The 22,641-nt window shown below is 63.9% G+C and carries 20 protein-coding genes, 2 tRNA genes and 1 pseudogene; 13 read left to right on the top strand and 10 right to left on the bottom strand.

The genetic code is table 11. The features are described from left to right. The 3 genes and pseudogenes from MNBBLIKP_RS17920 to obgE form a co-directional block, all read left to right on the top strand. Nucleotides 1-574, top strand: a pseudogene (locus tag MNBBLIKP_RS17920) (hypothetical protein); the annotation flags it as partial. 92 nt (nucleotides 575-666) lie between these two features. After that, nucleotides 667-742 (top strand) — tRNA-Ala (locus tag MNBBLIKP_RS02345). Nucleotides 743-965: 223 nt separating this feature from the next. Continuing rightward, complete coding sequence (gene obgE / locus MNBBLIKP_RS02350) at nucleotides 966-2,018, top strand: GTPase ObgE (protein ID WP_088307078.1); 1,053 nt, start codon at nucleotides 966-968, stop codon at nucleotides 2,016-2,018. A 108-nt stretch (nucleotides 2,019-2,126) separates the two neighbouring features. Here obgE and MNBBLIKP_RS02355 read toward each other — a convergent pair whose 3' ends face one another. Then, nucleotides 2,127-2,711 (bottom strand): TetR/AcrR family transcriptional regulator, encoded by a 585-nt coding sequence (locus tag MNBBLIKP_RS02355; RefSeq protein WP_254912888.1) that lies wholly within the window; start codon nucleotides 2,709-2,711, stop codon nucleotides 2,127-2,129. A 90-nt stretch (nucleotides 2,712-2,801) separates the two neighbouring features. On the opposite strand from MNBBLIKP_RS02355, the gene MNBBLIKP_RS02360 reads away from it, so the two are divergent. The 5 genes from MNBBLIKP_RS02360 (at nucleotide 2,802) to MNBBLIKP_RS02385 (ending at nucleotide 8,496) form a co-directional block, all read left to right on the top strand. Next, entirely contained in the window at nucleotides 2,802-3,218 is a 417-nt protein-coding gene (locus MNBBLIKP_RS02360) for a hydrogenase (RefSeq protein WP_088307082.1), read from the top strand. A gap of 1,972 nt (nucleotides 3,219-5,190) precedes the next feature. Beyond that, complete coding sequence (proB, locus tag MNBBLIKP_RS02370) at nucleotides 5,191-6,321, top strand: glutamate 5-kinase (protein ID WP_088307086.1); 1,131 nt, start codon at nucleotides 5,191-5,193, stop codon at nucleotides 6,319-6,321. Beyond that, nucleotides 6,318-7,229 carry an NAD-dependent epimerase/dehydratase family protein gene (locus tag MNBBLIKP_RS02375; protein ID WP_254912889.1) on the top strand — a complete coding sequence of 304 codons (912 nt, stop codon included), beginning with the start codon at nucleotides 6,318-6,320 and terminating at the stop codon, nucleotides 7,227-7,229. The genes proB and MNBBLIKP_RS02375 overlap by 4 nt, the downstream gene beginning before the upstream one ends. Before the next feature lie 92 nt (nucleotides 7,230-7,321). Beyond that, nucleotides 7,322-7,966, top strand: a complete 645-nt coding sequence (locus tag MNBBLIKP_RS02380) for a cytochrome b/b6 domain-containing protein (RefSeq protein WP_088307088.1) — start codon at nucleotides 7,322-7,324, stop codon at nucleotides 7,964-7,966. A gap of 11 nt (nucleotides 7,967-7,977) precedes the next feature. Beyond that, nucleotides 7,978-8,496: a helix-turn-helix transcriptional regulator gene (locus MNBBLIKP_RS02385; protein ID WP_088307090.1), complete on the top strand. Its 519-nt coding sequence runs from the start codon at nucleotides 7,978-7,980 to the stop codon at nucleotides 8,494-8,496. Here the strand turns inward: MNBBLIKP_RS02385 and MNBBLIKP_RS02390 are convergent. The 6 genes from MNBBLIKP_RS02390 to MNBBLIKP_RS02415 form a co-directional block, all read right to left on the bottom strand. Next, nucleotides 8,478-9,263, bottom strand: coding sequence for a phosphoadenylyl-sulfate reductase (locus MNBBLIKP_RS02390; protein ID WP_088307092.1), 786 nt, complete (start codon nucleotides 9,261-9,263; stop codon nucleotides 8,478-8,480). The two genes, MNBBLIKP_RS02385 and MNBBLIKP_RS02390, sit on opposite strands and share 19 nt — an antisense overlap. Further along, nucleotides 9,256-9,684, bottom strand: a complete 429-nt coding sequence (locus MNBBLIKP_RS02395) for a DUF934 domain-containing protein (protein WP_088307094.1) — start codon at nucleotides 9,682-9,684, stop codon at nucleotides 9,256-9,258. The genes MNBBLIKP_RS02390 and MNBBLIKP_RS02395 overlap by 8 nt, the downstream gene beginning before the upstream one ends. Nucleotides 9,685-9,790: 106 nt before the next feature. Beyond that, on the bottom strand, nucleotides 9,791-11,419 hold the full coding sequence (locus MNBBLIKP_RS02400) for a nitrite/sulfite reductase (RefSeq protein WP_088307096.1): 1,629 nt from the start codon (nucleotides 11,417-11,419) through the stop codon (nucleotides 9,791-9,793). Then, a complete protein-coding gene (locus MNBBLIKP_RS02405) occupies nucleotides 11,419-11,715 on the bottom strand; it encodes a DUF2849 domain-containing protein (RefSeq protein WP_088307098.1) in 297 nt (98 codons plus the stop codon). The genes MNBBLIKP_RS02400 and MNBBLIKP_RS02405 overlap by 1 nt, the downstream gene beginning before the upstream one ends. Continuing rightward, the gene (cobA, locus tag MNBBLIKP_RS02410; RefSeq protein WP_088307099.1) at nucleotides 11,712-12,497 is read right to left on the bottom strand and encodes a uroporphyrinogen-III C-methyltransferase; all 786 of its coding nucleotides are present in this window, start codon (nucleotides 12,495-12,497) and stop codon (nucleotides 11,712-11,714) included. The genes MNBBLIKP_RS02405 and cobA overlap by 4 nt, the downstream gene beginning before the upstream one ends. Before the next feature lie 99 nt (nucleotides 12,498-12,596). Continuing rightward, nucleotides 12,597-12,770, bottom strand: coding sequence for a ribbon-helix-helix domain-containing protein (locus tag MNBBLIKP_RS02415; protein ID WP_088307101.1), 174 nt, complete (start codon nucleotides 12,768-12,770; stop codon nucleotides 12,597-12,599). 660 nt (nucleotides 12,771-13,430) lie between these two features. On the opposite strand from MNBBLIKP_RS02415, the gene lon reads away from it, so the two are divergent. Both lon and MNBBLIKP_RS02430 read left to right on the top strand, forming a co-directional pair. Then, nucleotides 13,431-15,839, top strand: coding sequence for an endopeptidase La (lon, locus tag MNBBLIKP_RS02425; RefSeq protein ID WP_088307105.1), 2,409 nt, complete (start codon nucleotides 13,431-13,433; stop codon nucleotides 15,837-15,839). Nucleotides 15,840-16,073: 234 nt separating this feature from the next. After that, nucleotides 16,074-16,346, top strand: coding sequence for an HU family DNA-binding protein (locus MNBBLIKP_RS02430; protein WP_088307107.1), 273 nt, complete (start codon nucleotides 16,074-16,076; stop codon nucleotides 16,344-16,346). Nucleotides 16,347-16,477: 131 nt separating this feature from the next. Here the strand turns inward: MNBBLIKP_RS02430 and MNBBLIKP_RS02435 are convergent, their stop codons facing one another. Further along, complete coding sequence (locus tag MNBBLIKP_RS02435) at nucleotides 16,478-17,536, bottom strand: acyltransferase family protein (RefSeq protein ID WP_088307108.1); 1,059 nt, start codon at nucleotides 17,534-17,536, stop codon at nucleotides 16,478-16,480. Nucleotides 17,537-17,655: 119 nt separating this feature from the next. Between MNBBLIKP_RS02435 and MNBBLIKP_RS02440 the strand changes: the two genes are divergently transcribed. From MNBBLIKP_RS02440 to MNBBLIKP_RS02450, 3 genes are all read left to right on the top strand, one after another. Further along, nucleotides 17,656-17,931 carry a hypothetical protein gene (locus tag MNBBLIKP_RS02440; protein WP_088307110.1) on the top strand — a complete coding sequence of 92 codons (276 nt, stop codon included), beginning with the start codon at nucleotides 17,656-17,658 and terminating at the stop codon, nucleotides 17,929-17,931. 93 nt (nucleotides 17,932-18,024) lie between these two features. Then, entirely contained in the window at nucleotides 18,025-20,742 is a 2,718-nt protein-coding gene (gene secA / locus MNBBLIKP_RS02445) for a preprotein translocase subunit SecA (protein WP_088307112.1), read from the top strand. Between the two features lie 149 nt (nucleotides 20,743-20,891). After that, complete coding sequence (locus MNBBLIKP_RS02450) at nucleotides 20,892-21,629, top strand: sulfite exporter TauE/SafE family protein (protein WP_088307114.1); 738 nt, start codon at nucleotides 20,892-20,894, stop codon at nucleotides 21,627-21,629. 54 nt (nucleotides 21,630-21,683) lie between these two features. Here MNBBLIKP_RS02450 and MNBBLIKP_RS02455 read toward each other — a convergent pair. Together MNBBLIKP_RS02455 and MNBBLIKP_RS02460 are read right to left on the bottom strand one after the other, a co-directional pair. Then, nucleotides 21,684-21,758, bottom strand: a tRNA-Asn gene (locus MNBBLIKP_RS02455). Between the two features lie 79 nt (nucleotides 21,759-21,837). Next, nucleotides 21,838-22,617, bottom strand: coding sequence for an NAD kinase (locus MNBBLIKP_RS02460; RefSeq protein ID WP_088307116.1), 780 nt, complete (start codon nucleotides 22,615-22,617; stop codon nucleotides 21,838-21,840). Nucleotides 22,618-22,641 lie beyond the last annotated feature (24 nt).

Raw genomic sequence — 22,641 nt, forward strand, 5'->3', positions numbered from 1 at the left:
GCCCCCGCCGCCGTCCAAGCCGGTGGTGGTGATCCCGCCCAAGCCCTATCCGCCCAACAACGCCTCGCGCGATCTGCCGGTCCCGGCGCTGGCTGCCGATGGCCTGTATCAGAGCGTCAACCGCGGGATCAGCCCGGCGCAGACCACCTGGAACCTGCGTTCGGCCTATAACGTCGCCGCGCTCAGCTGTCCCAACCCCGCGCGGGATGAGATTACGGCCAATTACAAGCTGTTCCTGAAACGCCACGCCAAGGCGCTGACCGCCGCGAACCGCAAGGTCGATGCCGAATGGAAGGCCCGCTATGCCGCAGGGTCTGTGGCGCAGCGCGAAAAGTACATGACCAACGTGTACAACCACTTTGCCCTGCCGCCGGCCGTGAATGATTTCTGCAAGGCAACTCTGGCGATGAGCCGCGATGAAAAGCTGATCAAGGTCGGCGAACTTGATGCTTTTGCCGCGCGCAGCCTGCCGAGTATCGAGATTGTCTATGACGATTTCTTCCGCCGTTATGCCCAGTGGCGGGCTGATCATGACGCCTGGATGGCGCGCTATGGCACCCAGACCACGCAATAGGCGCGGCCAAATTTGCTCTTTCACTCGTGCAGCCCATTCGCTAAGGGGGCCGCTCTCGTGCGGCCCTGGGCCAAGCGGGCAAGCACTGGAACGGGGCCGTAGCTCAGATGGGAGAGCGCGTCGTTCGCAATGACGAGGTCAGGGGTTCGATCCCCCTCGGCTCCACCAGTGTACTGATAATTGCCCCATCTTGGCCTGCGAACGGCCACTTTCTGCGCTTCCGGTGCTCACGACCTTAATGGTCGCTGCGCGCCGGTTCTCGAAAGCAGCCATTCTCGGCTCAAGCTGAGGCAATTCTCAGCACACTGGCTCTTCCCCAACTCCGCTCGTGTCGAGCGCAGTCGAGACACCACGCGCGACAGATGTCGCATAATCCGTTAGAAGCCAACCCATGCATTTTCTCGATCAGGCCAAAATCTACATCCGTTCGGGCGCCGGGGGCCCCGGTGCGGTGTCGTTCCGGCGTGAGAAATACGTCGAATACGGCGGCCCCGATGGCGGCAACGGCGGGCGCGGGGGGGACGTGGTGTTTGAAGCCGTGGCCGGGCTCAACACCCTGATCGATTTCCGCTATACCCAGCACTTCAAGGCCCAGCGCGGCGTGCAGGGCATGGGCAAGAACCGCAACGGCGCGGCCGGCAACGACATCGTGATCAAGGTTCCGGTCGGCACCCAGGTGCTTGATGATGACCGCGAAACGGTGCTGATTGACCTGACCGAGGCCGGGCAACGCGTGGTCCTGCTAGAAGGCGGGCTGGGGGGGCGCGGCAACGCCAGTTACAAGACCAGCACCAACCGCGCCCCGCGCCAGCACCAGCCGGGCATGCCGTTTGAGGAAATGTACGTCTGGCTGCGGCTGAAACTGCTGGCCGATGTCGGCCTGGTCGGGCTGCCCAATGCCGGCAAGAGCACGTTCATCAACCAGATCACCAATACCAAGGCCAAGGTCGGTGACTATGCCTTCACCACGCTGCGCCCGCAGCTGGGGGTGGTGCGCCACAAGCACCGCGAATTCGTGCTGGCCGACATTCCCGGCCTGATCGCCGGCGCGGCTGACGGCGCGGGGGTGGGGGACCGCTTCCTGGGCCACATCGAACGCTGCCGCGTGCTGATCCACCTGATCGACGCCAATGGGGTTGATCCGGTCGAGGCGCTGGACGTGGTTGAAGAAGAACTGGCCGCCTATGGCGCCGGGCTGGACGACAAGCCGCGGCTGGTGGTGCTCAACAAGATCGACCTGATCGACACCGAACTGGTCCGCGCCTTCAGCAAGGAACTGCGCGCCGCGGGCGTGGCCAAGGTTTTCCCGATTTCCGGCGCGACGGGCAAAGGCATCACCGCCCTGCTCAACGCCGTGCTGGAATACCTGCCCGCCGCGACAGTGACCGAGCGGCCTGCTGGTGAGCGCGAAGAGGGTGACGAAACCACCTGGTCGCCGATTTAGGCGTTGCGGCGCGGCAGCATCTCTCTCCCCTCCAGGGGAGAGATACGCAGGCCCCGGGGCGATGCAGGAAAGTTTTGGGGTGGACCATCCCCATTCGCGCAACTGGCGCTATCGCTTTGCCAATCCCCGCAGCAGCGCTTCCAGCGAGGTCAGGTATGCTTCGGCGGCCGTGCTGAAATCCTCGCTCGATGCGCAATCAATTGCGGCCGATTGCATGGCTGCCAGCATAAGGTGCGATAGCGGTTCGAGCGGTTGGGGTGCGATGGCGCCCTGTTCCATCGCGGCGGCGAGCCCGGCTGTGACCATTCCCGCGAAGTATTTGCCATCAAGCTGTTTCCAGCGTTCATAGCCCAGCACGGTTGGCGCATCCTTGAGGATGATCTGCATCACGGCCGGGTTGCTGCAAGCCACAAAGAACGCGCGGGTGGAAGCGACAAGGGCGTCGATAATCGGGGCCGGATGCGCAGCTTGCCCGGCAAGGGAACCGGCCAGATCTGCTGCGGCGTTTTCAAACACCGCTTCGAAGATTTCGCGCTTGCCGGCGAAGTGGTGATAGACCGCCCCTTTGGCCACGCCTGCGCGCAATGCAATCATGTCTACCGTGGTGGCGTCAAAGCCTTCGCTGCCGAACAACAGTTCCGCTTCTCGCAGAATTGCGTCTCTTGTCCGCAAACGCCGCTCTTGCTGCTTCACCGTTTCAAGGCTCCGGATTGACAAACCGACCAACAGTCGGTTATTTCTGACTACCAGTCGGTTTTATTATCTGGTGAAAGAGGAGGCAAGATGTCTGTCCCCGCATTGGTGCTCGGCAAGGCCGGGGTCATTCTGTTTACCGCCGGGCTTGCCGTGGGCGCAGCCATTCCCAGCTTGCGCAATCCGCGCATGGGATTGTCCGCACACCTGACCGCCGTTCAGGGCGGATTGGCCCTGATGGTGTTCGATCTGTACTGGGACCGCTTGGGCATCGCGCCCTGGGCCTCTACGCCGCTGGCATGGTCGCTGGCCCTGTCGACCTATCTGCTGGTTGCAGGACTGGTGCTGGCCGCTGTGACCGGGGCAAGCCGGGCCTTGCCAATTGCAGGACACGGCTTCAACGGCACGCCGTCGGCAGAACTGACGGTATCGATACTGACGATCGGTGCCTCGATCTGGATGCTGCTGGTCTGTCTGGCGGTTTGCGGGTTCTTGCTGGCGGCTTAGTGGCCGTCGTGATCAGTGTTTCGGAACCTGTGGATGGTGCTTCGGGTCTGGGAAGCGGTTGGGGAGAGAGTGACTGCGCAAGCCGCCCTTTCAACTTCGGCTGGTTCGCATCGCTCTCAACTTTGCGTATCTCGCCTCTAAGTTGAGAGGGCGCGCACGCCCCCTCTCTGGGCCCTCTCCCCTGAAGGAGAGAGGGCTTTTATGTGCGGTGTAGCCGTCCAACCGATCCTGTCCAATGCCGCCACATACCCATCGTCGTCCTGTGCTTGACACGGGGCTGGGCTGCCTTGCGATGCCGGATTTCAGCGCAGCATTTGAAGGAGCCCACAGTCTGCTCTGGCCCGAAGAAAAGCCAGACCCCGGGTCAAGCCCGGGGTGACGGGATGTGACTGTAATAAGGTCGAAGGATCACGATTCTAAGGTGAACCGGGTCCTTTTAGGCGAAACCTATCTAACCAGATGAAGCAACTTTTCGACCTTACTTACTTTGTAATAGAGAAGGCGGTTAAGCAGGGTTCAGTTTCAAGTTCACTAAATGCCGCAGAACCAAATCTTGTCCTGCGTGGCACAAACCGGTCCACGTAAAAGGACCAAACGGCCCGCCGATATCCCTCTGGGACCCGTTCGTTTTGTGGATTGTCCGTTGCCAGTTCCAACGCGAAGTTTGCTGTTAGACCGTGGCAGACATCCTTGAATTTACGATCCCATGCAGTCTGTTTCGATGCCTCAATATCCCATTGGTTGATTGACTTGATAAGCTTTAGCGAAGCGCGATCACCCTTGCATTCTACCGCATAGAGGCATGCTTTATTGCCCGGCGCACGGTTCGCTATGTACCAGTTCGCGGAATTGACGAGCTTTTCCTTAGTAAGTCGCGACCAACTCCAGTAACGCACCCCCCAATCGATTGGTCCAGCAATAAGGCAATATACCGCGAACAGAAAAGCAAGTGTCAGAGCACATCCATGCCGTCTAGTGTTCAATACCATGCGCATTCAGAAGCATAGTAAACTTCTTGGAACAAGCTGAATGTTGGCCAGCAAACCGATGGCTGACCAGGCTGTCAGAGCAATCGTCATTCCCACCAGGTTAAATTAATCCACACCACGCACAACCAGTGTGCGCAGTCACCCCAAAACTTTCCTACATCGCCCGATCCTGTCCAATGTCACCACGCACACATCGTCGCCCCGTGCTTGACACGGGGCTGGGCTGCCTTGCGATGCCGGATTTCAGCGCAGCATTTGAAGGAGCCCACAGTCTGAGTCGGCCCGTAGAAAAGCCAAACCCCGGGTCAAGCCCGGGGTGACGGAGAGAGGTTGGGCGGCGGGATTCACGGCCGGAATTTGTGCCGTTCTGGCTTTTCTGATAGCTCTGGAGCGACAACATTGCGGATGCCGGAAGGAAGTCTTAAGTTCATGAGATGATTGCGATGCGCAAACCGATGCAGATGGCGCTTGTCACAGTTCTAGTTGCCGTCTGCGTTTTGGTGACCATCCAAATGCCAGACCCTCCAACCCAGTCGAACCTGATCTGGTCTTTGGGTATCCCCCTGGGAGTAGCGTTAACATTTAAAGTAAGGGTCAGGGAAAAACGTCAGTGGAGTATACTACGCTTCGCTGCTTGGTGTGGAATCCTTATTTTCTGGTCGTTCATTTCAACGCTGCTAGTCCTCATGGCGCACGGGACTTAGACCGAACCAAGGCCCGCTTTCCCACCATCAACCCCAAAACTTTCCTACATCGCCCGATCCTGTCACAAGCGAATCAAGCAAGACCAAGGCGGTGGGATTGGCGAAAATGGAAAGTCACACATCCTGGACCGCACGGCGCAGCATCGGGCCTGAAAAACGATTGTTTGCCAGCCTATTACCCCTGGAATCCCCGCGAAAAGTCACACAATTCCCACCCCGGTTCCGTGTCAACCACCCGCCACGGTTGCATCGCGTGACCAAAGCGGTAAGCGCCAGCGCATGACGATTGCCCGCCTGTCCGATCTGGCTGATGCCGCCGCTTGCCCCCGATTGGTGGTCAAGGTCGGCTCGTCCTTGCTGGTCGGCAAGCAGGGGCTGCGGCGGCAGTGGATCGAGGCTTTGGTGGCAGAGATCGCGGCGGCGCGGGGGCGGGGGCAGCAGGTGATTGTGGTGTCATCCGGCGCGATTGCGCTGGGGGCGGCGAAGCTGGGGCTGGACAAGGGCGGGCGTGGCAGTCTGGCCGATGCGCAGGCGGCAGCGGCGGTGGGGCAGATTGCGCTGTCCGGCTTGTGGGCTGACTTGCTTGGGCTCCATGGGCTGACCGCGGCGCAGCTGCTGCTGACGCTGGAAGATCTGGAGGATCGCCGCCGCTACCTTAACGCCACGGCCACTCTGACCCGGCTGCTCGATGCGGGCGCGGTGCCGGTGATCAATGAGAACGATTCGGTCGCCACGCAGGAGATCCGCTTTGGCGACAATGACCGGCTGGCCGCGCGGGTCGCGCAGGCGGCGCGGGCCGATGCGGTGCTGCTGCTGTCGGACGTGGACGGGCTGTTCGATCGCAACCCGGCGGAAGCGGGTGCCAAGCTGCTGAGCGAAGTGCGCGGGGTGACGGCAGAGGTCCATGCGATGGCCACTGGCGGGTCAAGCTCGGGCATGGGATCGGGGGGCATGACCAGCAAGCTGCAGGCGGCCGAGATCGCCGAACTGGCGGGGATCGCGCTCGCCATCGCCAGCGGGCTGCATGATGCCCCGATCGCGCGGGCCTGCGGAGAGGGGATCGGCACGCTGTTCCTGCCCCGCCGCAAGGCCGGCGCGCGCAAGGCCTGGCTGGGCGGGCGGCTGCGGCTGAAGGGTGCGCTGGTGGTTGACGCCGGAGCGGCGCGGGCGCTGGGCCGGGGATCGAGCCTGCTCGCCGCCGGGATCACGGCGGTTGAGGGTGAGTTCCAGCGCGGCGATGCCGTGGCCGTGCGCGATGCCGAAGGCCACGTGCTGGCCCATGGCCTCAGCGAATACGATGCCGCCGAATGCCAGCGGCTGAAAGGCACGCAATCGGCGGAACACGCCGCGCTGCTGGGCTATGCCCCGCGCTCTGCCGTGGTCCACCGCGACCAGATGGTCCTGCTGTGATAATCGCGATTACCGGGGCGACCGGCTTCGTCGGCCAGGCCCTGCTGGAACGCGCGCTGGCCGAGGGGCTGGAACTGCGCGCCTTGGCCCGGCGTCCCCAGCCGCCCCGCGCCGGGGTGGAATGGGTGGCGGGCGACCTGGACGACACGGCCGCGCTGGCCCGGCTGGTGCAGGGCGCGGAGGCCGTGATCCATGTCGCCGGGGTGGTCAACGCGCCCGATCCGGCAGCGTTCGAGCGCGGCAATGTGGCCGGGACGCTCAACCTGGTCGAAGCCGCGCTCGCCGCCGGGGTGCCGCGCTTCGTCTGCGTCTCCTCGCTCTCTGCGCGTGAGCCGGACCTGTCGGTCTATGGCGGCAGCAAGGCGCGGGCGGAGCGGCTGGTCATGGCCAGCCCGCTTGACTGGACGGTGGTGCGCCCGCCGTGGGTCTATGGCCCGGGGGATCGCGACACGCTCGACATGTTCAAGGCGGCGCGCTGGGGCTTGATGCCGGTCCCCCCGCGCGAAGGGCGCAGCTCGCTGATCCATGTCGATGATCTGGTGCGCCTGCTGCTGGCGCTGGTGCCGGGCGAGGAAGGGGTGAGCTACCGGGTGTTCGAGCCCGATGACGGGCGGCCCGGCGGCTGGAGCCACTACGAGGTCGGCCGCGCGATCGGCTGGGCGATGGGGCGGCGGCCGTGGGTGATCCACCTCAGCCGCCAGTCCCTGATGCGCGCCGCCAGGGGCGACATGGCGCTGCGGCGGCACAAGGCCAAGCTGACGATCGACCGGGCGAACTACATGGCGCATCCGAACTGGGTGGTGAGCGCGGATGCCCGCCCGCCCGCCGCCCTGTGGGAACCGCGCGTGCCGACCCGCGAGGGGCTGAAAGCGACCGCAGAGTGGTACCGGGAGAACAAGTGGCTCTAAGCAGCTGCTTACGCCTGCCAATATAAGCGCCTGTCCCTCGCCAGGGCTGGCCGGGCGGGGCAAGCGGCCCGGACACAACCGGAGCCAGAACCATGGATACGACCCCTGAACTCACCACCCCGCGCCGCTGGGACCCGATCGTCAAGCTGACCCATTGGGGCGTAGTCGCGGCGGTGATCGGCAATGCGATCCTGACCGAGGAAGGCTCGGGCTGGCACATCTGGCTGGGCTATGGTCTGGCCGCCTTGCTGGCGTTGCGGCTGCTTTGGGGGCTGATCGGTCCGGCCGAAGCGCGCTTCAGTGCCTTTCCGCCCAGCCCGGCCCGTGCGGCCGCCCACATCGGCGAGATCGGGCGCGGCGAGGTGACGCAGCACCGCTCGCACAACCCGCTCGGCGCGCTGATGGTCTATGCGATTTGGGCGACCTTGCTGGTGGTCTGCGGCACCGGCATCGCCATGTCCGGCCCGCCGCCGGCCGATCCCTTTGCCCAGCGCGGCGAGCACGCCGAACGAACCGCGGCCACCGGCGCGCAAGTGCAGGAGGAACGCGAGGAGGATGAGGCAGGCGAAGAGCGCGAAAGCGGCGAGGGCGAAGGAGAAGAGAGCGAACTTGGGGAAGTGCATGAAATTGCCGTCAACCTGCTCTATGTCCTGATCGCCCTGCACCTTGCAGGGGTGATATTCGAAACCCGGCGCAGCGGGCCGCAGATCGTGCGGTCAATCCTGCCCGGCGGCTGACCGGAGCAAGCATGGCCAAACGCCTGAAAGACACCGCGATCCGCCGCGACCGGCAGGCCCTGCTGGTCGCGGTGACCGTGGTGGTGCAGGCGGTAGCGGCGGTGTTCTTTGTGGCCGATGCGCTGGATGATGTGGCCGATGCGGGCGTAACTACCCATATCGCGATCGAGGGGCTGATCGCCTTTGCCCTGCTGGCCGGGGTGGTGCTGGGGGCCTTGCACATGCGGGTGCTGCTGGCTGAAGCACGGCGGCGCGAACAGAGCCTCAGCATCGCGCGCGGCGCGCTGGGGGCTCACGTGGCCGAGCGGTTCCGGGACTGGGGGCTGACTGCGGCCGAAAGCGACGTGGCGCTGTTCGCGCTCAAAGGCTGCGACGCCGCGGAAATCGCCCGGCTGCGCGGCGCGGCGGCGGGTACGGTGCGGGCACAGCTAAGCCAGGTCTATGCCAAGGCCGGGGTTACCAGCCAGGCGGCGCTGGTCAGCCTGTTTGTCGATGACTTGCTCGACTGGCCTCAGAACGCCGGATCGTAACCCGGGGGCAGTTCGCTGGCCGCGCCATCGACGTGGATGCCGCATTCGGTCTTGTCCCAGCCCTTCCAGCGGCCCGAGCGCGGGTCTTCGCCCGGTGCGACGCGGGTGGTGCAGGGCATGCAGCCGATCGAGGGATAGCCCTGCGCGACCAGCGGGTGCGCGGGCAGGCCGGTGGCGGTGAAATAGGCGTCGATCTGGTCGGCGCTCCAGTCCACCAGGGGGTTGACCTTGAGCCGGCCCTGACTGTCGGTCAGGTCGATCTCGAACCGGGGCAGGGCGGCGCGGGTGGCGCTCTGAAAGCCTTTGCGGCCGGTGAAGCTGGCGTCGTAGTGCGCCAGGGCGGCGGCGAGCGGCTGAACCTTGCGGATCTCGCAGCAACCGTCGGGATCATAGGACCAGCGCAGGCCGTTCTCGTCGCGCCCCGCCAGCAGCACCGGATCGGGGGTGAGGTTGATCAGATTGGTCAGCCCCAGCTGCCGCGCCAATTCGTCGCGGTAGGCCAGCGTTTCGGGGAAATGCTTGCCAGTGTCGAGGAACAGCACCGGCACCGCCGGGTCGATGCTGGCCAGCAGGTGCAGCAGCACCGCGCTTTCCGCGCCAAAGCTGGAGACGGCGGCGATTTGCCCGGCCAGCCCTTCGCGCAGCAGGTCCGCCAGCATCGCCTGCGTGCCGACACCCGCGAAGCGCGCGTTCAGCGCTTCGGCGTCCTGCGCGGTAAAGCGCGGGGCGGTGTCGATCCGGTCGATGCGGCGCGCGGCTTCACCCATGCCGTTTTGCCCAGATGGCGGCGCGGCCATCAGTGGTGGGCTGATAGACTTCGGCATAGCGGCTGAAGGCCGCTTCGGCATCGGCCGGGTCGAGCGGGACTTCGGGCGCGAAGGCATCGAACCCGCAGCGGCGCATATAGGCGATCTGATCGACCAGCACTTCACCCACCGCGCGCAGTTCGCCGGTATAGCCTGCCTCGCGCAGGATCCGGGCAGAGGAATAGCCGCGCCCATCGCCGAACACGGGGAAGTTGACCTCGACCAGCCGCAGCCGGTCCAGATGCGGCAACAGATCGCGTGCTTCGTCACCCGGTTCAAGGCGGACGGCGGCGGCGTTGGTCTGACCGGCGAAGGAATCCACGGTCACGCCGGGATCGGCCACGGGTTCATCGCTGCGGAAGCGGAATTGGACCTGGGTCATCGAGCCCCCTCCTCTTCAGAGGAGGGGGTTGGGGNCGACTAGGGCCTGCTGTGCAGACCCAAGTCTCACTGCCCCTCCTCTGAAGAGGAGGGAGGGAGAATTGCGCTTAACCATAGATCGCCTCCTTGAACGGGGCCATGCCGATGCGGCGGTAGGTATCGAGGAAGCGTTCGCCCGGCTGGCGTTCGCCCAGGTAGCGGTCGGTCACGCGCTCTACCGCATCGACAATGCCGTTTTCGTCGAAACCGGGGCCGGTGATCTGGCCGAGCGAGCAATCCGCCCCTTCGCTGCCGCCCAGCAGCAGCTGGTAGTTTTCGACGCCCTTGCGATCGACCCCCAGGATGCCGATGTGCCCGGCGTGGTGGTGGCCGCAGGCGTTGATGCAGCCGGAAATCTTGAGCTTGAGCTCACCGATCTCCTGCTCTTTCGCGGCCATCCGCTGGCTGATCTGCTGCGCGACCGGGATCGAGCGGGCATTGGCCAGAGTGCAGTAATCAAGGCCGGGGCAGGCGATGATATCGCCGATCTGGTCAAGGTTTGCAGTTGCCAGGCCATTGGCGTCGAGCACTTGCCACAGCGCATACAGGTCTGCCTTGCGGACATGCGGCAGGACGATGTTCTGGGCGTGGGTCACGCGCAGTTCGTCAAAGCTGTAGCGTTCGGCCAGATCGGCCATGACGCGGATCTGATCGGCGCTGGCATCGCCGGGGATCGCGCCGACCGGCTTGAGGCTGATCACCGCCACGGCATAGCCCGGCGCCTTGTGCGCCACGGTGTTGTTATCCACCCACAGCGCAAAATCGGGATCGCTGCGGTCGAGTTCGTCGGACAGCCCGGTTTCGAACGGGGGATCGACGAATTGCGCCTTGATCCGCTCCAGCTCGGCCAGTGGCGGTTCGATGTTCTGGCTGAGCAAGTGGGCGAATTCGGCTTCGACCTGGCGGGTATATTCGTCCTTGCCCAGTTCGTGGACCAGGATCTTGATCCGCGCCTTGTACTTGTTGTCGCGGCGGCCGTGGCGGTTGTAAACGCGCAGGCAGGCCTCGGCATAAGTGATGAACTGGTCAAGCGGCACGAAGCTGTTGATGCAGGGCGCGATCATCGGGGTACGGCCCATGCCGCCGCCGACATAGAACGCCGCGCCCAGATCGCCGGCTGCATTGCGCACGATCTGGATCCCGATGTCATGCAGCCGCATCGCCGCGCGGTCGGTATCGCTGGCGATCACCGCCATCTTGAACTTGCGCGGCAGATAGCTGAATTCGGGGTGGAACGTGCTCCACTGCCGGATCAGTTCGGCATAAGGGCGCGGATCGACCAGTTCGTCTGCCGCAGCCCCGGCGTACTGATCGCTGGTGGTGTTGCGGATGCAATTGCCGCTGGTCTGGATCGCGTGCATTTCCACCGATGCCAGATCGGCAAGAATATCAGGGGCTTCTTCCAGCTTGATCCAGTTGTACTGGATGTTCTGGCGGGTGGTGAAATGGCCATAGCCGCGGTCATACTTGTCCGCGATATGCCCCAGCATCCGCATCTGCGCGCTGCTGAGCGTGCCATAGGGAATGGCGACGCGCAGCATATAGGCGTGGAGCTGCAGGTAGAGCCCGTTCATCAGCCGCAGCGGGCGGAACGCTTCTTCGGCCAGGTGGCCATCAAGACGGCGGCGAACCTGATCGCGGAATTCCGCCACGCGGGCATCGACCATGGCCTGGTCATATTGGTCATACTTGTACATCAGATCACCCATTGCCCGGCGTTCGGATCGGCCGGCTTCAAAGTCAGGTCGGGGCGCACGGTCGGGCCGAGCGCGCGGATGCGTTCCTTGATGTGGGCGGGGCGGATCCCGGCCTCATCGCGGGCGGCGTCGATCGCATAGGCCCCGGTCACCCGGCGCGCGGCCTGTTCACGGGCCAGCACGGTGTCGGCATTATCGCCCACGTCCACTGCGTCTTCGACATGGAGCGACCATTCCACGCCGGTCCACCAGGTCACGGCCCCGCTTTTCAGGTCATTGCCGGTCAGAATTTTCACTGCGTCACCTCCAGCGCCAATGCGCGCAATTCATCGATATTGGGTTCGGCGGTCACTTCACCGATCACGATCAGGGCCGGGCTTTTGACCTTGTGGCGGGTGACCAGATCGGCAAGGCCAGCCAAAGGCGCGCGCAGCACGCGCATGGCCGGGCGGGTGGCATTCTCGATCACGGCCACCGGCATGGCCGGGGACAGGCCATCGGCGATCAGCTTTTCAGTTATCGCTTCTGAAGTGGCGAGGCCCATGTAGATCACCAGCGTGCGGCCTTGCCCCGCCAGGCCAGCCCAGTTCTGTTCGCTCAGCCCCTTGCACTGCCCGGCAACAAAGCTGACCACCGAAGCAGTGCGGCGGTGGGTCAGCGGCATCAGTGCGGCAGCGGCTCCGCCAATCGCGGCGCTGACGCCGGGGACGACTTCCACCGGCACTCCGGCAGCGCGGCAAGCTTCAGCCTCTTCGCCGCCGCGCCCGAAAATGAAGGGATCGCCGCCCTTGAGCCGGATCACGTCGCGTCCGGCCAGCGCTTCACGCACCAGCAGCGCGTTGATCTCGGCTTGCTGCATCGTATGGCGCGAGCGCTGCTTGGCGACCGAGATCAATCGTGCATCGGCGCGGGCGAGGGCGAGGATTGCGGGATCGACCAGACCGTCATGAACGATCAGCCGGGCCTGCATCACCAGCCGCGCGGCGCGCAGGGTCAGCAGATCGGGATCGCCGGGACCGGCGCCGACCAGCCAGACCTTGCCGGTCATGGTGCTGGCTTTGGGGGCATTGTTGCTCATTGGGCTGCAATGGGGATCGGCAGCGGCGGGTGCCAGCCAGAATGGCTTGGGGGGGGCTTAGGAAAAGTTCGCGGTCCGGACCGGTCCGGGAACGTGGTCCTAACCGGGCTCTCTGGACAATTGCACGATCCGCTGGCGCACCGCATCTTCGACAAAGCGCGAAAGGTCCCCCTTGCGGGTTCCGCGCGCGGCCAGCACCCGGCGCAGGGCCATATCGGTGCTGGGTTCAACCACGATGGTCCATTTGACTTTCGGGGCAGTGGGATCGGGCATGGGCGGTTCCTTTGGGTCGGTGGGTAGGGTGGTGGGGTACTCGGGCGTTGGGATGGTTCACGCAGAGGCGCAGAGGAAGAAGGGAGGCGCAGAGAGGGCTTGCTGAGCCACAGGCTCTGTCGCCATCCGAAGGCCTGGTTTTCGGGAATTGGTGCGGAAGAAGGGCGGCTGCGCCGCCATGCGCTCCTCCTCCGCGCCTTTTTTCTTCCTCTGCGCCTCTGCGTGAACCTCTTTTGCGGCCATGCCCCAACCAGCAGGGCAGGGCTTGCAACACCAGCCTAACCGCCCCGCCGCACCTGATCAACGGATATCCGTATATCCGGTTATCCGGATAAGCGGATATACGGATATCCATCCATAACCGCCGCTTTCCTACATCGCCGCGATCTGTCATCCTTGCAGGCCAATGACACGGATTTCCGCGCCTTTTCGCCCGAATCGCTGCTCCTTTCCGGGCAGGGGGCGATTGCGGAGAGGGGGTGATTTTCGCGCACAGGACTGTGTCCAATGTGTCCAGTCGCCCGGCTCTGCCCGTCCGGCCATCCACAGGCCATCGCCGGGGGCCCATTGCAGAGCGGCGGGGGCAATCCCATATCCCGGTGCAAGCGCGGGATTCACCCGCATCGGTCTATTGGGCAGGCCGGATTGGATGGAATTGACATGACTACATTGCTTCCCCTGCTGCCGCTGCGCGACATTGTCGTGTTTCCCGGCATGGTCGTACCCCTGTTCGTCGGCCGCGAAAAATCGGTCTCGGCGCTGGAAGCCGCCATGGCGGGGGACAAGGACATCTTTCTGCTCGCCCAGCTTGACCCCGGCTGCGACGATCCGGACCGCGATGACCTGTACGATGTGGGCGTGATCGCCACGGTGCTTCAGCTGCTCAAGCTGCCCGATGGCACCGTGCGGGTGCTGGTAGAGGCACGCCAGCGCGCTCAGCTGGAAGCCTTGCGGCTGGAACAGGCCGCCAGCGGCGAAATGATGGTTGCCTCGGTCGATACGCTGGATTCGGTAACCGTTTCCGGCACCGAAGTGTCGGGCATGATGCGCAGCGTGGTCGAAACCTTCGCCGAATATGCCAAGCTCAACAAGAAGCTGCCGCAGGACGCGGGTGAGAACCTGGGCGAGATCGTCGATGCCGCCGTGCTGGCGGATAATGTCGCCGCGCATATCCAGGCCAAGGTGTCTGACAAGCAGGCGATGCTGAGCGAAGCCGATCCGCTGCGGCGGCTGGAAATGGCGCACGCCTTCATGGAAGGCGAGCTGGGCGTGCTGCAGGTAGAGCGCAAGATCCGCGGCCGGGTGAAGCGGCAGATGGAAAAGACCCAGCGCGAATACTACCTCAACGAACAGCTCAAAGCGATCCAGAGCGAGCTGGGCGGCGATGGCGAGGACGCCAACGAAATCCAGGAACTGCAGGACAAGATAGACAAGCTCAAGCTGTCGAAGGAAGCCCGCACCAAGGCCAATGCCGAGCTCAAGAAGCTCAAGACCATGCAGCCGATGAGCGCGGAAGCCACCGTGATCCGCAATTACCTGGATGTGCTGCTGGGCCTGCCGTGGGGCAAGAAGAGCAAGCTCAAGAAAGACATTCATGCCGCGCAGGCGGTGCTGGATGCGGACCACTATGCGCTCGACAAGGTCAAGGACCGGATCGTCGAATATCTGGCGGTCCAGGCCCGCACCAACAAGCTGAAGGGGCCGATCCTGTGCCTCGTCGGCCCGCCGGGGGTGGGCAAGACCTCGCTTGGCAAGTCGATCGCCAAGGCCACCGGGCGCCAGTTCATCCGCCAGTCGCTGGGCGGCGTGCGCGATGAAGCGGAAATCCGCGGCCACCGCCGCACCTACATCGGTTCGCTGCCGGGCAAGATCGTCTCCAACCTGAAAAAGGCCGGGACCAGCAATCCGCTGTTCCTGCTGGATGAGATCGACAAGCTGGGCCAGGATTTCCGCGGCGATCCGGCTTCGGCGCTGCTCGAAGTGCTCGATCCGGAACAGAACGCCAAGTTCCAGGACCACTATCTGGAGCTGGATTACGATCTGTCGGACGTGATGTTCGTCTGCACTGCCAACAGCCTCAACCTGCCGCAGCCCTTGCTCGACCGGATGGAGCTGATCCGGCTGGAAGGTTACACCGAGGACGAAAAGGTCGAGATCGCGACCCGCCATCTGATCGCCAAGCAGGTCGAAGCGCACGGGCTCAAGACGGGCGAATTCACGCTGACCAATGAAGGGCTGCGGGATCTGATCCGCTATTACACCCGCGAAGCCGGGGTCCGCACGCTGGAGCGCGAAATCGCGCGGCTGGCGCGCAAGGCGCTGCGCCAGATCCTGGAAGGCAAGGCCAAGGCGGTTACCATCACGCCCGAAAACCTGGGCGATTTCGCCGGGGTGCGCAAATTCCGCCACGGCGTGTCGGAAGACGAGCATCAGGTTGGCGCGGTCACCGGGCTGGCCTGGACCGAGGTCGGCGGCGAGCTGCTGACGATCGAAAGCGTCACCGTGCCCGGCAAAGGACTGGTCAAGACCACCGGCAAGCTGGGCGAAGTGATGAACGAAAGCGTCCAGGCCGCCTTCTCGTTCGTGCGGGCGCGTAGCCCGGCCTATGGAATCAAGCCCAGCCTGATCGCGCGCAAGGACATCCACATCCACTTGCCCGAAGGCGCCGTGCCCAAGGACGGTCCATCAGCCGGGGTGGGCATGGTCACTTCGATCGTGTCCTGCCTGACCGGGATTGCCGTGCGCAAGGACGTAGCCATGACCGGCGAGGTCACGCTGCGCGGGCGGGTGCTGGCGATCGGCGGGCTCAAGGAAAAGCTGCTGGCCGCGCTGCGCGGCGGGATCAAGACCGTGCTGATCCCGGAAGAGAACCGCAAGGACCTGGCCGAAATCCCGGCCAATATCCTTGATGAGCTGGAAATCGTGCCGGTTTCCCACGTCGATGAAGTGCTGGAACGCGCGCTGGTGACCATGCCGGAAGCGATCGAGTGGAGCGACGAGGATGACCTTGCCAGCCAGCCTGCCGTAGCGGCCGGCCCGGGCGGCCCGGCGCTCCCGACCGCGCATTGATTCTTGCTGCGGTGCAGCGATTCAGGGGCATTTCCCGATTCGCTGCACCGCATCATGTGCAGTGTGCGCCGCAACAAGCGCCAGACAGGTCAAAAATGGCGCTAAATCGTGGATAATCGGGGGCTATGGGGCCGGTTTGGCTTTGACAGCGCCCATAAAAGTCGCTCAATTCCGCCATCTCTTGAGGCGATTCAAAAGATCAACCGAAGTTTTCAAAGGTAGGGGGATTCCCGAATGAACAAGAACGAACTGATTGGCGCCGTTGCGGATTCGAGCGGCCTGACCAAGAGCGATGCCACCAAGGCTGTCGAAGGCGTTTTCGAAGCCATCACTGGCGCCCTGAAGAGCGGCGACGAAGTCCGTCTCGTCGGCTTCGGCACCTTCTCGGTGGCCAAGCGCAAGGCTTCGACCGGCCGCAACCCGCGCACCGGCGAACCGATGAAGATCAAGGCTTCGGCTCAGCCGAAGTTCAAGGCCGGCAAGGGCCTGAAGGACGCCGTCAACTAAGACGCGCTTCCAGCAGCGGGCCGGCCTACGCCTCGCCACCCGCCGAATTCCTCGCGCCGCGCTTGTCCTAGGACAGGCGCGGCGTTTGGTATTTGGGGTGGACGAGGGGGTGGCACAGGAATGGGGCGCTCTCAGCCCGCCTTGGCCTTGACCACGGTGGGCTTGCTCTGGAACGAGATCAGCCTGGAGAAGGCCCAGGCCAGCACCATCGCCGCCGCCACTGCGGCAAAGCGCACCCAGGTCTCGCGGCCCAGCACTTCAGACATCCAGACCAGCACGGTCAGATGGACACAGTACAGCGGGAGCGAGAAGGTGCCGAGCCACTCCATCGGCGCCTTCAGCGCCTGCGGCGGCTGGCTCATCGCCACCACCCACATGATGGCGGGCAGGAACAGCATCACGAACACCAGGTCGCCATGCGCATGGCTCAGCGGCAGGAGCGGGACCAGCATGATGCCCAGCACCGGCAGGATCGTCGCCAGCCACCACGGCAGACCCGGACTGCGCATCCCGTCCCTGTACTTGCGCCCGAACCAGACCCCCAGGACATAGGAAAAGCCGACCCGCGGCAGCGCCATCCACCAGGTCTTCCACGTCGGCGCATCGACCCCCATGGTATCGCTGCGGTGGATCTGGACCGTATAGATCAGCCAGGCCCCCATCACCATGGCCAGCACCAGCATGGCCCGGGTGGGCACTCGCCGCAGCACCAGCGCGTGGAGGAAATTGGCCAGCAGTTCGTAAAACAGCGTCCACTGCGGCCCATTGAAACGATAGAACGGCCCGCTCCCGGTCAGGCTGGGGATCATCGCCAGATCAAGCGCAAGCCAGATCAGCAGAGTCAGCGGATCGGCCAGCCCGATCCAGAACGCCCGCACCACCGCCACCCCGGCACCCACCGCGACCAGGGGCCAGAGCCGCACGAACCGCGAGCGGGTAAATTCGAACGCCCCGATCCCCGCGTTCAGCTTCTTCTCGGTCGAAACCGCCAGCACGAACCCGCTGAGCAGGAAGAACATATCGACGAACAGGTATCCGCGCACGAAATGCCCGTGCACACGGTACACGATGTCAAGATGGTAGAACATGATCATGAAGGCCGCGATCCCGCGCAAGCCATCCAGCTGGAACAGCCGCGGCGGATGCGCCTGCGTGGCGGCACTGGCCTGTGTCATGTCGGTATCCCCCATCCTGTCCGTGATCCCCGGGCTCTTACACCGCAAGATCAAGCGATTGGCAAGGAATGACGGGTATGGAGCAAAGGGCGGGCACTGGACGCCCCGCGCCAGATGGACTATATCGCTTCGCGATGAACCGCTTCCTCCTTGCCCTGCTGGCCCTGCTGACGGGCCTTGCTGCACAGGTTACCCCTGCGCAGGCGCGGATGAGCGGCGCTTCGGATACCGAAATCGGTGCGGTCGAAGGGGTGCGCAGCCCAGCGCGCAGCGCGCTTCCTGCCCAGTCGATTTCGGCCCCGGTGGTTCGCCAGGAACGCCGTGAACAGGAAGCCGCCCGGGTTAAGCCGGTGCGGGTCCGTGTCTACATTCCCTCGGTCCTGTTCGGACCCGACCGCGCCTTCGAATAGCGCTTCGGCCTGAATCAGTCTGACCTGCCTGCGCGGGGCCGCCCCGGTGCGGGCTCTTGCCATATTATCCCTATCACTATCAGGAATCTGCCCATGCTCGGCGCCATCGCCAAGGCCATTTTCGGCTCGTCCAACGATCGTTACGTCAAATCGCTCGACAAGATCGTCAAGCAGATCAACGCGCTTGAACCCACCATCGAAGCTCTGTCCGACGATGAGCTGAAAGCCCAGACTGCCAAGTTCCGCGCCCAGCTGGACGATGGCAAGGAACTGGACCAGATCCTGCCCGAAGCTTTCGCCACCGTGCGCGAGGCGAGCAAGCGCGTGCTGGGGATGCGGCACTTTGACGTGCAGATGATCGGCGGGATCGTGCTGCACCGGGGCGCCATTGCCGAAATGCGGACCGGTGAAGGCAAGACCCTGGTGGCGACCCTGGCGGTTTACCTCAACGCGATCGAGGGCAAAGGCGTTCACGTCGTCACGGTCAACGATTACCTCGCCCGGCGCGACGCCGAATGGATGGGGCAGATCTACAAATACCTAGGCCTGACGGTTGGCGTGATCGTTCCCAACCTGTCGGAGGACGAACGCCGCGAGGCCTATAATTCCGACATTACCTATGCCACCAACAACGAACTCGGCTTTGATTACCTGCGCGACAACATGAAGCAGGAACGCGGCCAGATGGTGCACCGCCCGTTCAATTTCGCGATTGTCGATGAAGTGGACTCGATCCTGATCGACGAGGCGCGCACCCCGCTGATCATTTCCGGGCCAACCGACGACAAGAGCGACCTGTACATGTCGGTCGATGCCGTGGTGAAACGGCTTAGCGAAGAGCTGTATGAAAAGGACGAGAAGGCCAAGAATATCACCCTGACCGAAGACGGGGTGGAATGGGCCGAGCGGGAACTGGAAATGGCCGGGCTGCTGGTCGGCTCGAACCTCTACGATGTCGAGAACACCCAGGTGGTCCACCACCTTGACCAGAGCCTCAAGGCCAATGTCATGTTCAAGCGTGACATCGATTACATCGTCAAGGACGGCAAGATCGTCATCATCGATGAATTCACCGGCCGCATGATGGACGGGCGGCGCTGGTCGAATGGTCTGCACCAGGCGGTGGAAGCCAAGGAAGGCGTCCAGATCGAGCCCGAGAACCAGACCATGGCCTCGATCACGTTCCAGAACTACTTCCGCATGTACCCCAAGCTGGGCGGCATGACCGGCACCGCCGCGACCGAAGCGGCGGAATTCCATGACATCTACAAGATGAACGTCGTCACCATCCCCACCAACGTGCCGGTGCAGCGCGTTGACGAGGAAGACGAATTCTACAAGAACACCAATGACAAGTTCCAGGCCATTGCCAAGCTGATTGCGGAAAAGAGCAAGTCGGGCCAGCCGGTGCTGGTCGGCACGGTCTCGATCGAAAAGTCGGAACTGCTGTCGGACTTTCTAAAGCAGGAAGGCGTCAAGCACGCGGTACTGAACGCGCGGTTCCACGAAATGGAAGCCCACATCGTCGCCCAGGCCGGGCGGATGGGGGCGGTGACCATCGCCACCAACATGGCCGGGCGCGGGACCGACATCCAGCTCGGCGGCAACGTGGAATTCCGGATCGAGGATGAACTGAAGGACACCCCCGAAGGCGCGGCGCGCGAAACCGCGATCGAGAAGATCAAGGACGAGGTCGCTGCCGAAAAGGCCCGCGTGCTGGAAGCCGGCGGGCTGTGCGTGATCGGCACCGAACGCCACGAAAGCCGCCGCATCGACAACCAGCTGCGCGGCCGTTCGGGCCGTCAGGGCGATCCGGGTCTGTCCAAGTTCTACCTCTGCCTCGAAGACGATCTGCTGCGCATCTTCGGGCCGGACACGCTGTTCAGCCGGATGATGAACAGCAATCTGGCCGATGGGGAAGCGATCGGTTCCAAATGGCTGTCCAAGGCGATCGAGACCGCCCAGAAAAAGGTTGAGGCGCGCAATTACGACGTGCGCAAGCAAGTGGTCGAATACGACGACGTGATGAACGACCAGCGCAAGGTGATCTATGCCCAGCGCGAGGAAATCATGGATGCCGATGCGCTGGATGATGTGGTGCTCGATATGCGTCACGATTCGATCAATGCGATCGTCGGGGATGCCTGCCCGCCCAATTCCTATCCCGAACAGTGGGACGTTGCCGCGCTCAAGGCCCGGATCGTCGAAGTGGCGGGGATTGATGCGCCGATTGAACAGTGGATGGAAGGGGACGGGATCGAACCCCAGGACATCGAACAGCGCATTGCCGATCTGGCCGATGCCAAGATGGCCGAAAAGGTGGGCGAAGATCACGCCATCTGGCGCCAGGTTGAAAAGCAGGTGCTGCTCGAACGGCTGGACCATTACTGGAAAGAACACCTCGCCACGCTCGACGCGCTGCGCCAGGTGGTGTTCCTGCGCGCCTATGCCCAGAAGACCCCGATCAATGAATACAAGCAGGAAGCCTTTGGCCTGTTCGAACGCATGCTCGAAGCAATCCGCGAGGACGTGACCCGGATCCTGTGCAACAGCGAACTGCGCATGCCCGATCCGGTCCAGCTGCCCGATTTGCCAGACTTCCTGACCACCCACATCGATCCCTTCACGGGTGAGAATGACGCCGCTGGCCAGCGCATGGCCGGGGCCGATGCGATGATGGGCGCGCTGGGCACCGGTGCGGCGGCTGTGGCGGGCGGCGATCCCTATGCCCACCTTGGTCTATCGCGCAACGCGCCGTGCCCGTGCGGTTCGGGAGAGAAGTACAAGCACTGCCACGGCGCCGTAGGCTAACCGCCGTCCGCCAGGGCGGCTCCACAAATCGCGGGAGGAGTCAGGGGAGGGCGTGTTACTGTGAAGCTGGATAGCAGCCCCTCCTTCAGCCCCTCCCGCCAGCGGGAGGGGAGCAAGCGGACGACCTCGCTGCGCTGGTCGGAGCTGTCATGATCTGGCTTCCCGCAGGGTTCTTCGTTACCGCGCTGCTTTATGCGTCGGTCGGGTTCGGCGGCGGATCGACCTATAGCGCGCTGCTCAGTCTGGCCGGATTCGATTACCGGCTGCTGCCGATCGTCAGCCTGGCCTGCAACGTGGTGGTGGTTACCGGCAGCACGATCCGGTTCGCCCGCGCCGGGCAAGTGCCGTGGCGCGCGGCGCTGACTTTGTCGCTGATTGCGGCACCACTGGCGTTCCTGGGCGGGCTGACCCCAATCAGGCAGGGAACATTCCTGCTGGTGCTGGGGCTCAGCCTGATTGCGGCAGGCCTTGCACTGTTCGTGCCGCGCGCGCCGGACCAGACGGCAGGACGCAGCCCGGCGGCGGGTTATATGGCCATCGCGGTTGCGCCGCTGGGCTATCTGGCAGGGCTGGTCGGGATTGGCGGCGGAATTTTCCTCGCGCCGCTGCTCCATCTTACCCGCTGGGACAAGGCGCGCCGGATCGCGGCAACGACCAGCCTGTTTATCCTGATCAATTCGCTGGCGGGGATCGCCGGGCAACTCGCCAAGAACGGCCCGGACCGCTTTGCCGAGGCGCTGACAGGCGCGCTGCCGCTGCTGATCGCAGTGGTGCTGGGCGGTCAGCTTGGCTCTGTCCTGGCGCTGCGCTGGCTGCCCGAACGGGTGATCCGCTGGCTTACCGCCGCCCTGACGATCTGGGCGGGCAGCCGGTTGCTGATCGGTTAGAAAAGCAAAAGCCCCGCCGGTGAGGGCGGGGCTTTGCAATGCCCGAGGCGGGGATGGCTCCCCGAGTAGGATTCGAACCTACGGCCAAGTGATTAACAGTCACCTACTCTACCGCTGAGCTATCGGGGAATGCTCCCCCGCCTGCGGGCAGGGGTGCGCCTATAACAGCGCGTGGCGGTTTGGCAAGCCGGGGAAGCGGCAAAATTTGTCAGAACTCGAACTGCTCGGCGAAAATGCGGTCTTCCAGCGTTTTGCCTGGATCGAACAGCAGGGTCAGCTGGTGCTGGCGCGCGACCTTGATCTTGACCGCCATGATGTCACGCAGTTCCTTCTGATCGGCCACTGCGGCGACCGGGCGCTTGACCGGATCGAGCACGCGGAAATCGATCTCGTAGTGATCGGGGATGATCGCCCCGCGCCAGCGTCGCGGGCGGAACGGGCTGATCGGGGTAAGGGCGAGCATGCTCGATCCCAGTGGCAAAATCGGGCCGCTCGCTGAATAATTGTAGGCCGTGGACCCCGCCGGAGTGGCAACCAGAATGCCGTCGCAGGTCAGTTCGCGCAGCCGCACCTTGCCGTTGACCGAAACCTCGATCCGCGCGGTCTGGCGCGTTTCACGCAGCAGTGACACTTCGTTGATTGCGCAAAAGCTTTCCTGCTTGCCGCTGCCGGTGGTGGCGACCATTTCCAGCGGCGTGACCGCCAGCGGCTTGGCCCGGGCAATCCGTTCATGCAAGGACCGGCTGCTTTTGGGCCGGTTCATTACGAAGCCAAGCGTGCCGAAATTGATGCCGTAAGCAGGAATGACCCGGCCGCTGTCGAGCATCGAATGCAGCACGTGGAGCATGTGCCCGTCACCGCCCAGCACCACCGCAACGTCGGCATCCTCCAGCGGCACGAACAGCCCGCTTTCCTCCAGCGCCGCAGCAGCTTCCTGCGCGCGCGGAGTGTCTGACGGCAACAGGGCAAGTCGCAGTGGCTGGGCCATGGCGCTTGCATATGGCCCGGCGCC

The organism is Novosphingobium sp. B 225, assembly GCF_002198665.1.
Lineage (GTDB): Bacteria > Pseudomonadota > Alphaproteobacteria > Sphingomonadales > Sphingomonadaceae > Novosphingobium.

Coding starts and splice junctions, on each gene's coding strand:
- obgE (WP_088307078.1), top strand. CDS start 966: ATGCATTTTCTCGATCAGGCCAAAATCTACATCCGTTCGGGCGCCGGG.
- MNBBLIKP_RS02360 (WP_088307082.1), top strand. CDS start 2,802: ATGTCTGTCCCCGCATTGGTGCTCGGCAAGGCCGGGGTCATTCTGTTT.
- proB (WP_088307086.1), top strand. CDS start 5,191: ATGACGATTGCCCGCCTGTCCGATCTGGCTGATGCCGCCGCTTGCCCC.
- MNBBLIKP_RS02380 (WP_088307088.1), top strand. CDS start 7,322: ATGGATACGACCCCTGAACTCACCACCCCGCGCCGCTGGGACCCGATC.
- MNBBLIKP_RS02385 (WP_088307090.1), top strand. CDS start 7,978: ATGGCCAAACGCCTGAAAGACACCGCGATCCGCCGCGACCGGCAGGCC.
- MNBBLIKP_RS02390 (WP_088307092.1), bottom strand. CDS start 9,263: ATGGGTGAAGCCGCGCGCCGCATCGACCGGATCGACACCGCCCCGCGC.
- MNBBLIKP_RS02395 (WP_088307094.1), bottom strand. CDS start 9,684: ATGACCCAGGTCCAATTCCGCTTCCGCAGCGATGAACCCGTGGCCGAT.
- MNBBLIKP_RS02400 (WP_088307096.1), bottom strand. CDS start 11,419: ATGTACAAGTATGACCAATATGACCAGGCCATGGTCGATGCCCGCGTG.
- cobA (WP_088307099.1), bottom strand. CDS start 12,497: ATGAGCAACAATGCCCCCAAAGCCAGCACCATGACCGGCAAGGTCTGG.
- MNBBLIKP_RS02415 (WP_088307101.1), bottom strand. CDS start 12,770: ATGCCCGATCCCACTGCCCCGAAAGTCAAATGGACCATCGTGGTTGAA.
- lon (WP_088307105.1), top strand. CDS start 13,431: ATGACTACATTGCTTCCCCTGCTGCCGCTGCGCGACATTGTCGTGTTT.
- MNBBLIKP_RS02430 (WP_088307107.1), top strand. CDS start 16,074: ATGAACAAGAACGAACTGATTGGCGCCGTTGCGGATTCGAGCGGCCTG.
- MNBBLIKP_RS02435 (WP_088307108.1), bottom strand. CDS start 17,536: ATGGGGGATACCGACATGACACAGGCCAGTGCCGCCACGCAGGCGCAT.
- MNBBLIKP_RS02440 (WP_088307110.1), top strand. CDS start 17,656: ATGAACCGCTTCCTCCTTGCCCTGCTGGCCCTGCTGACGGGCCTTGCT.
- secA (WP_088307112.1), top strand. CDS start 18,025: ATGCTCGGCGCCATCGCCAAGGCCATTTTCGGCTCGTCCAACGATCGT.
- MNBBLIKP_RS02450 (WP_088307114.1), top strand. CDS start 20,892: ATGATCTGGCTTCCCGCAGGGTTCTTCGTTACCGCGCTGCTTTATGCG.
- MNBBLIKP_RS02460 (WP_088307116.1), bottom strand. CDS start 22,617: ATGGCCCAGCCACTGCGACTTGCCCTGTTGCCGTCAGACACTCCGCGC.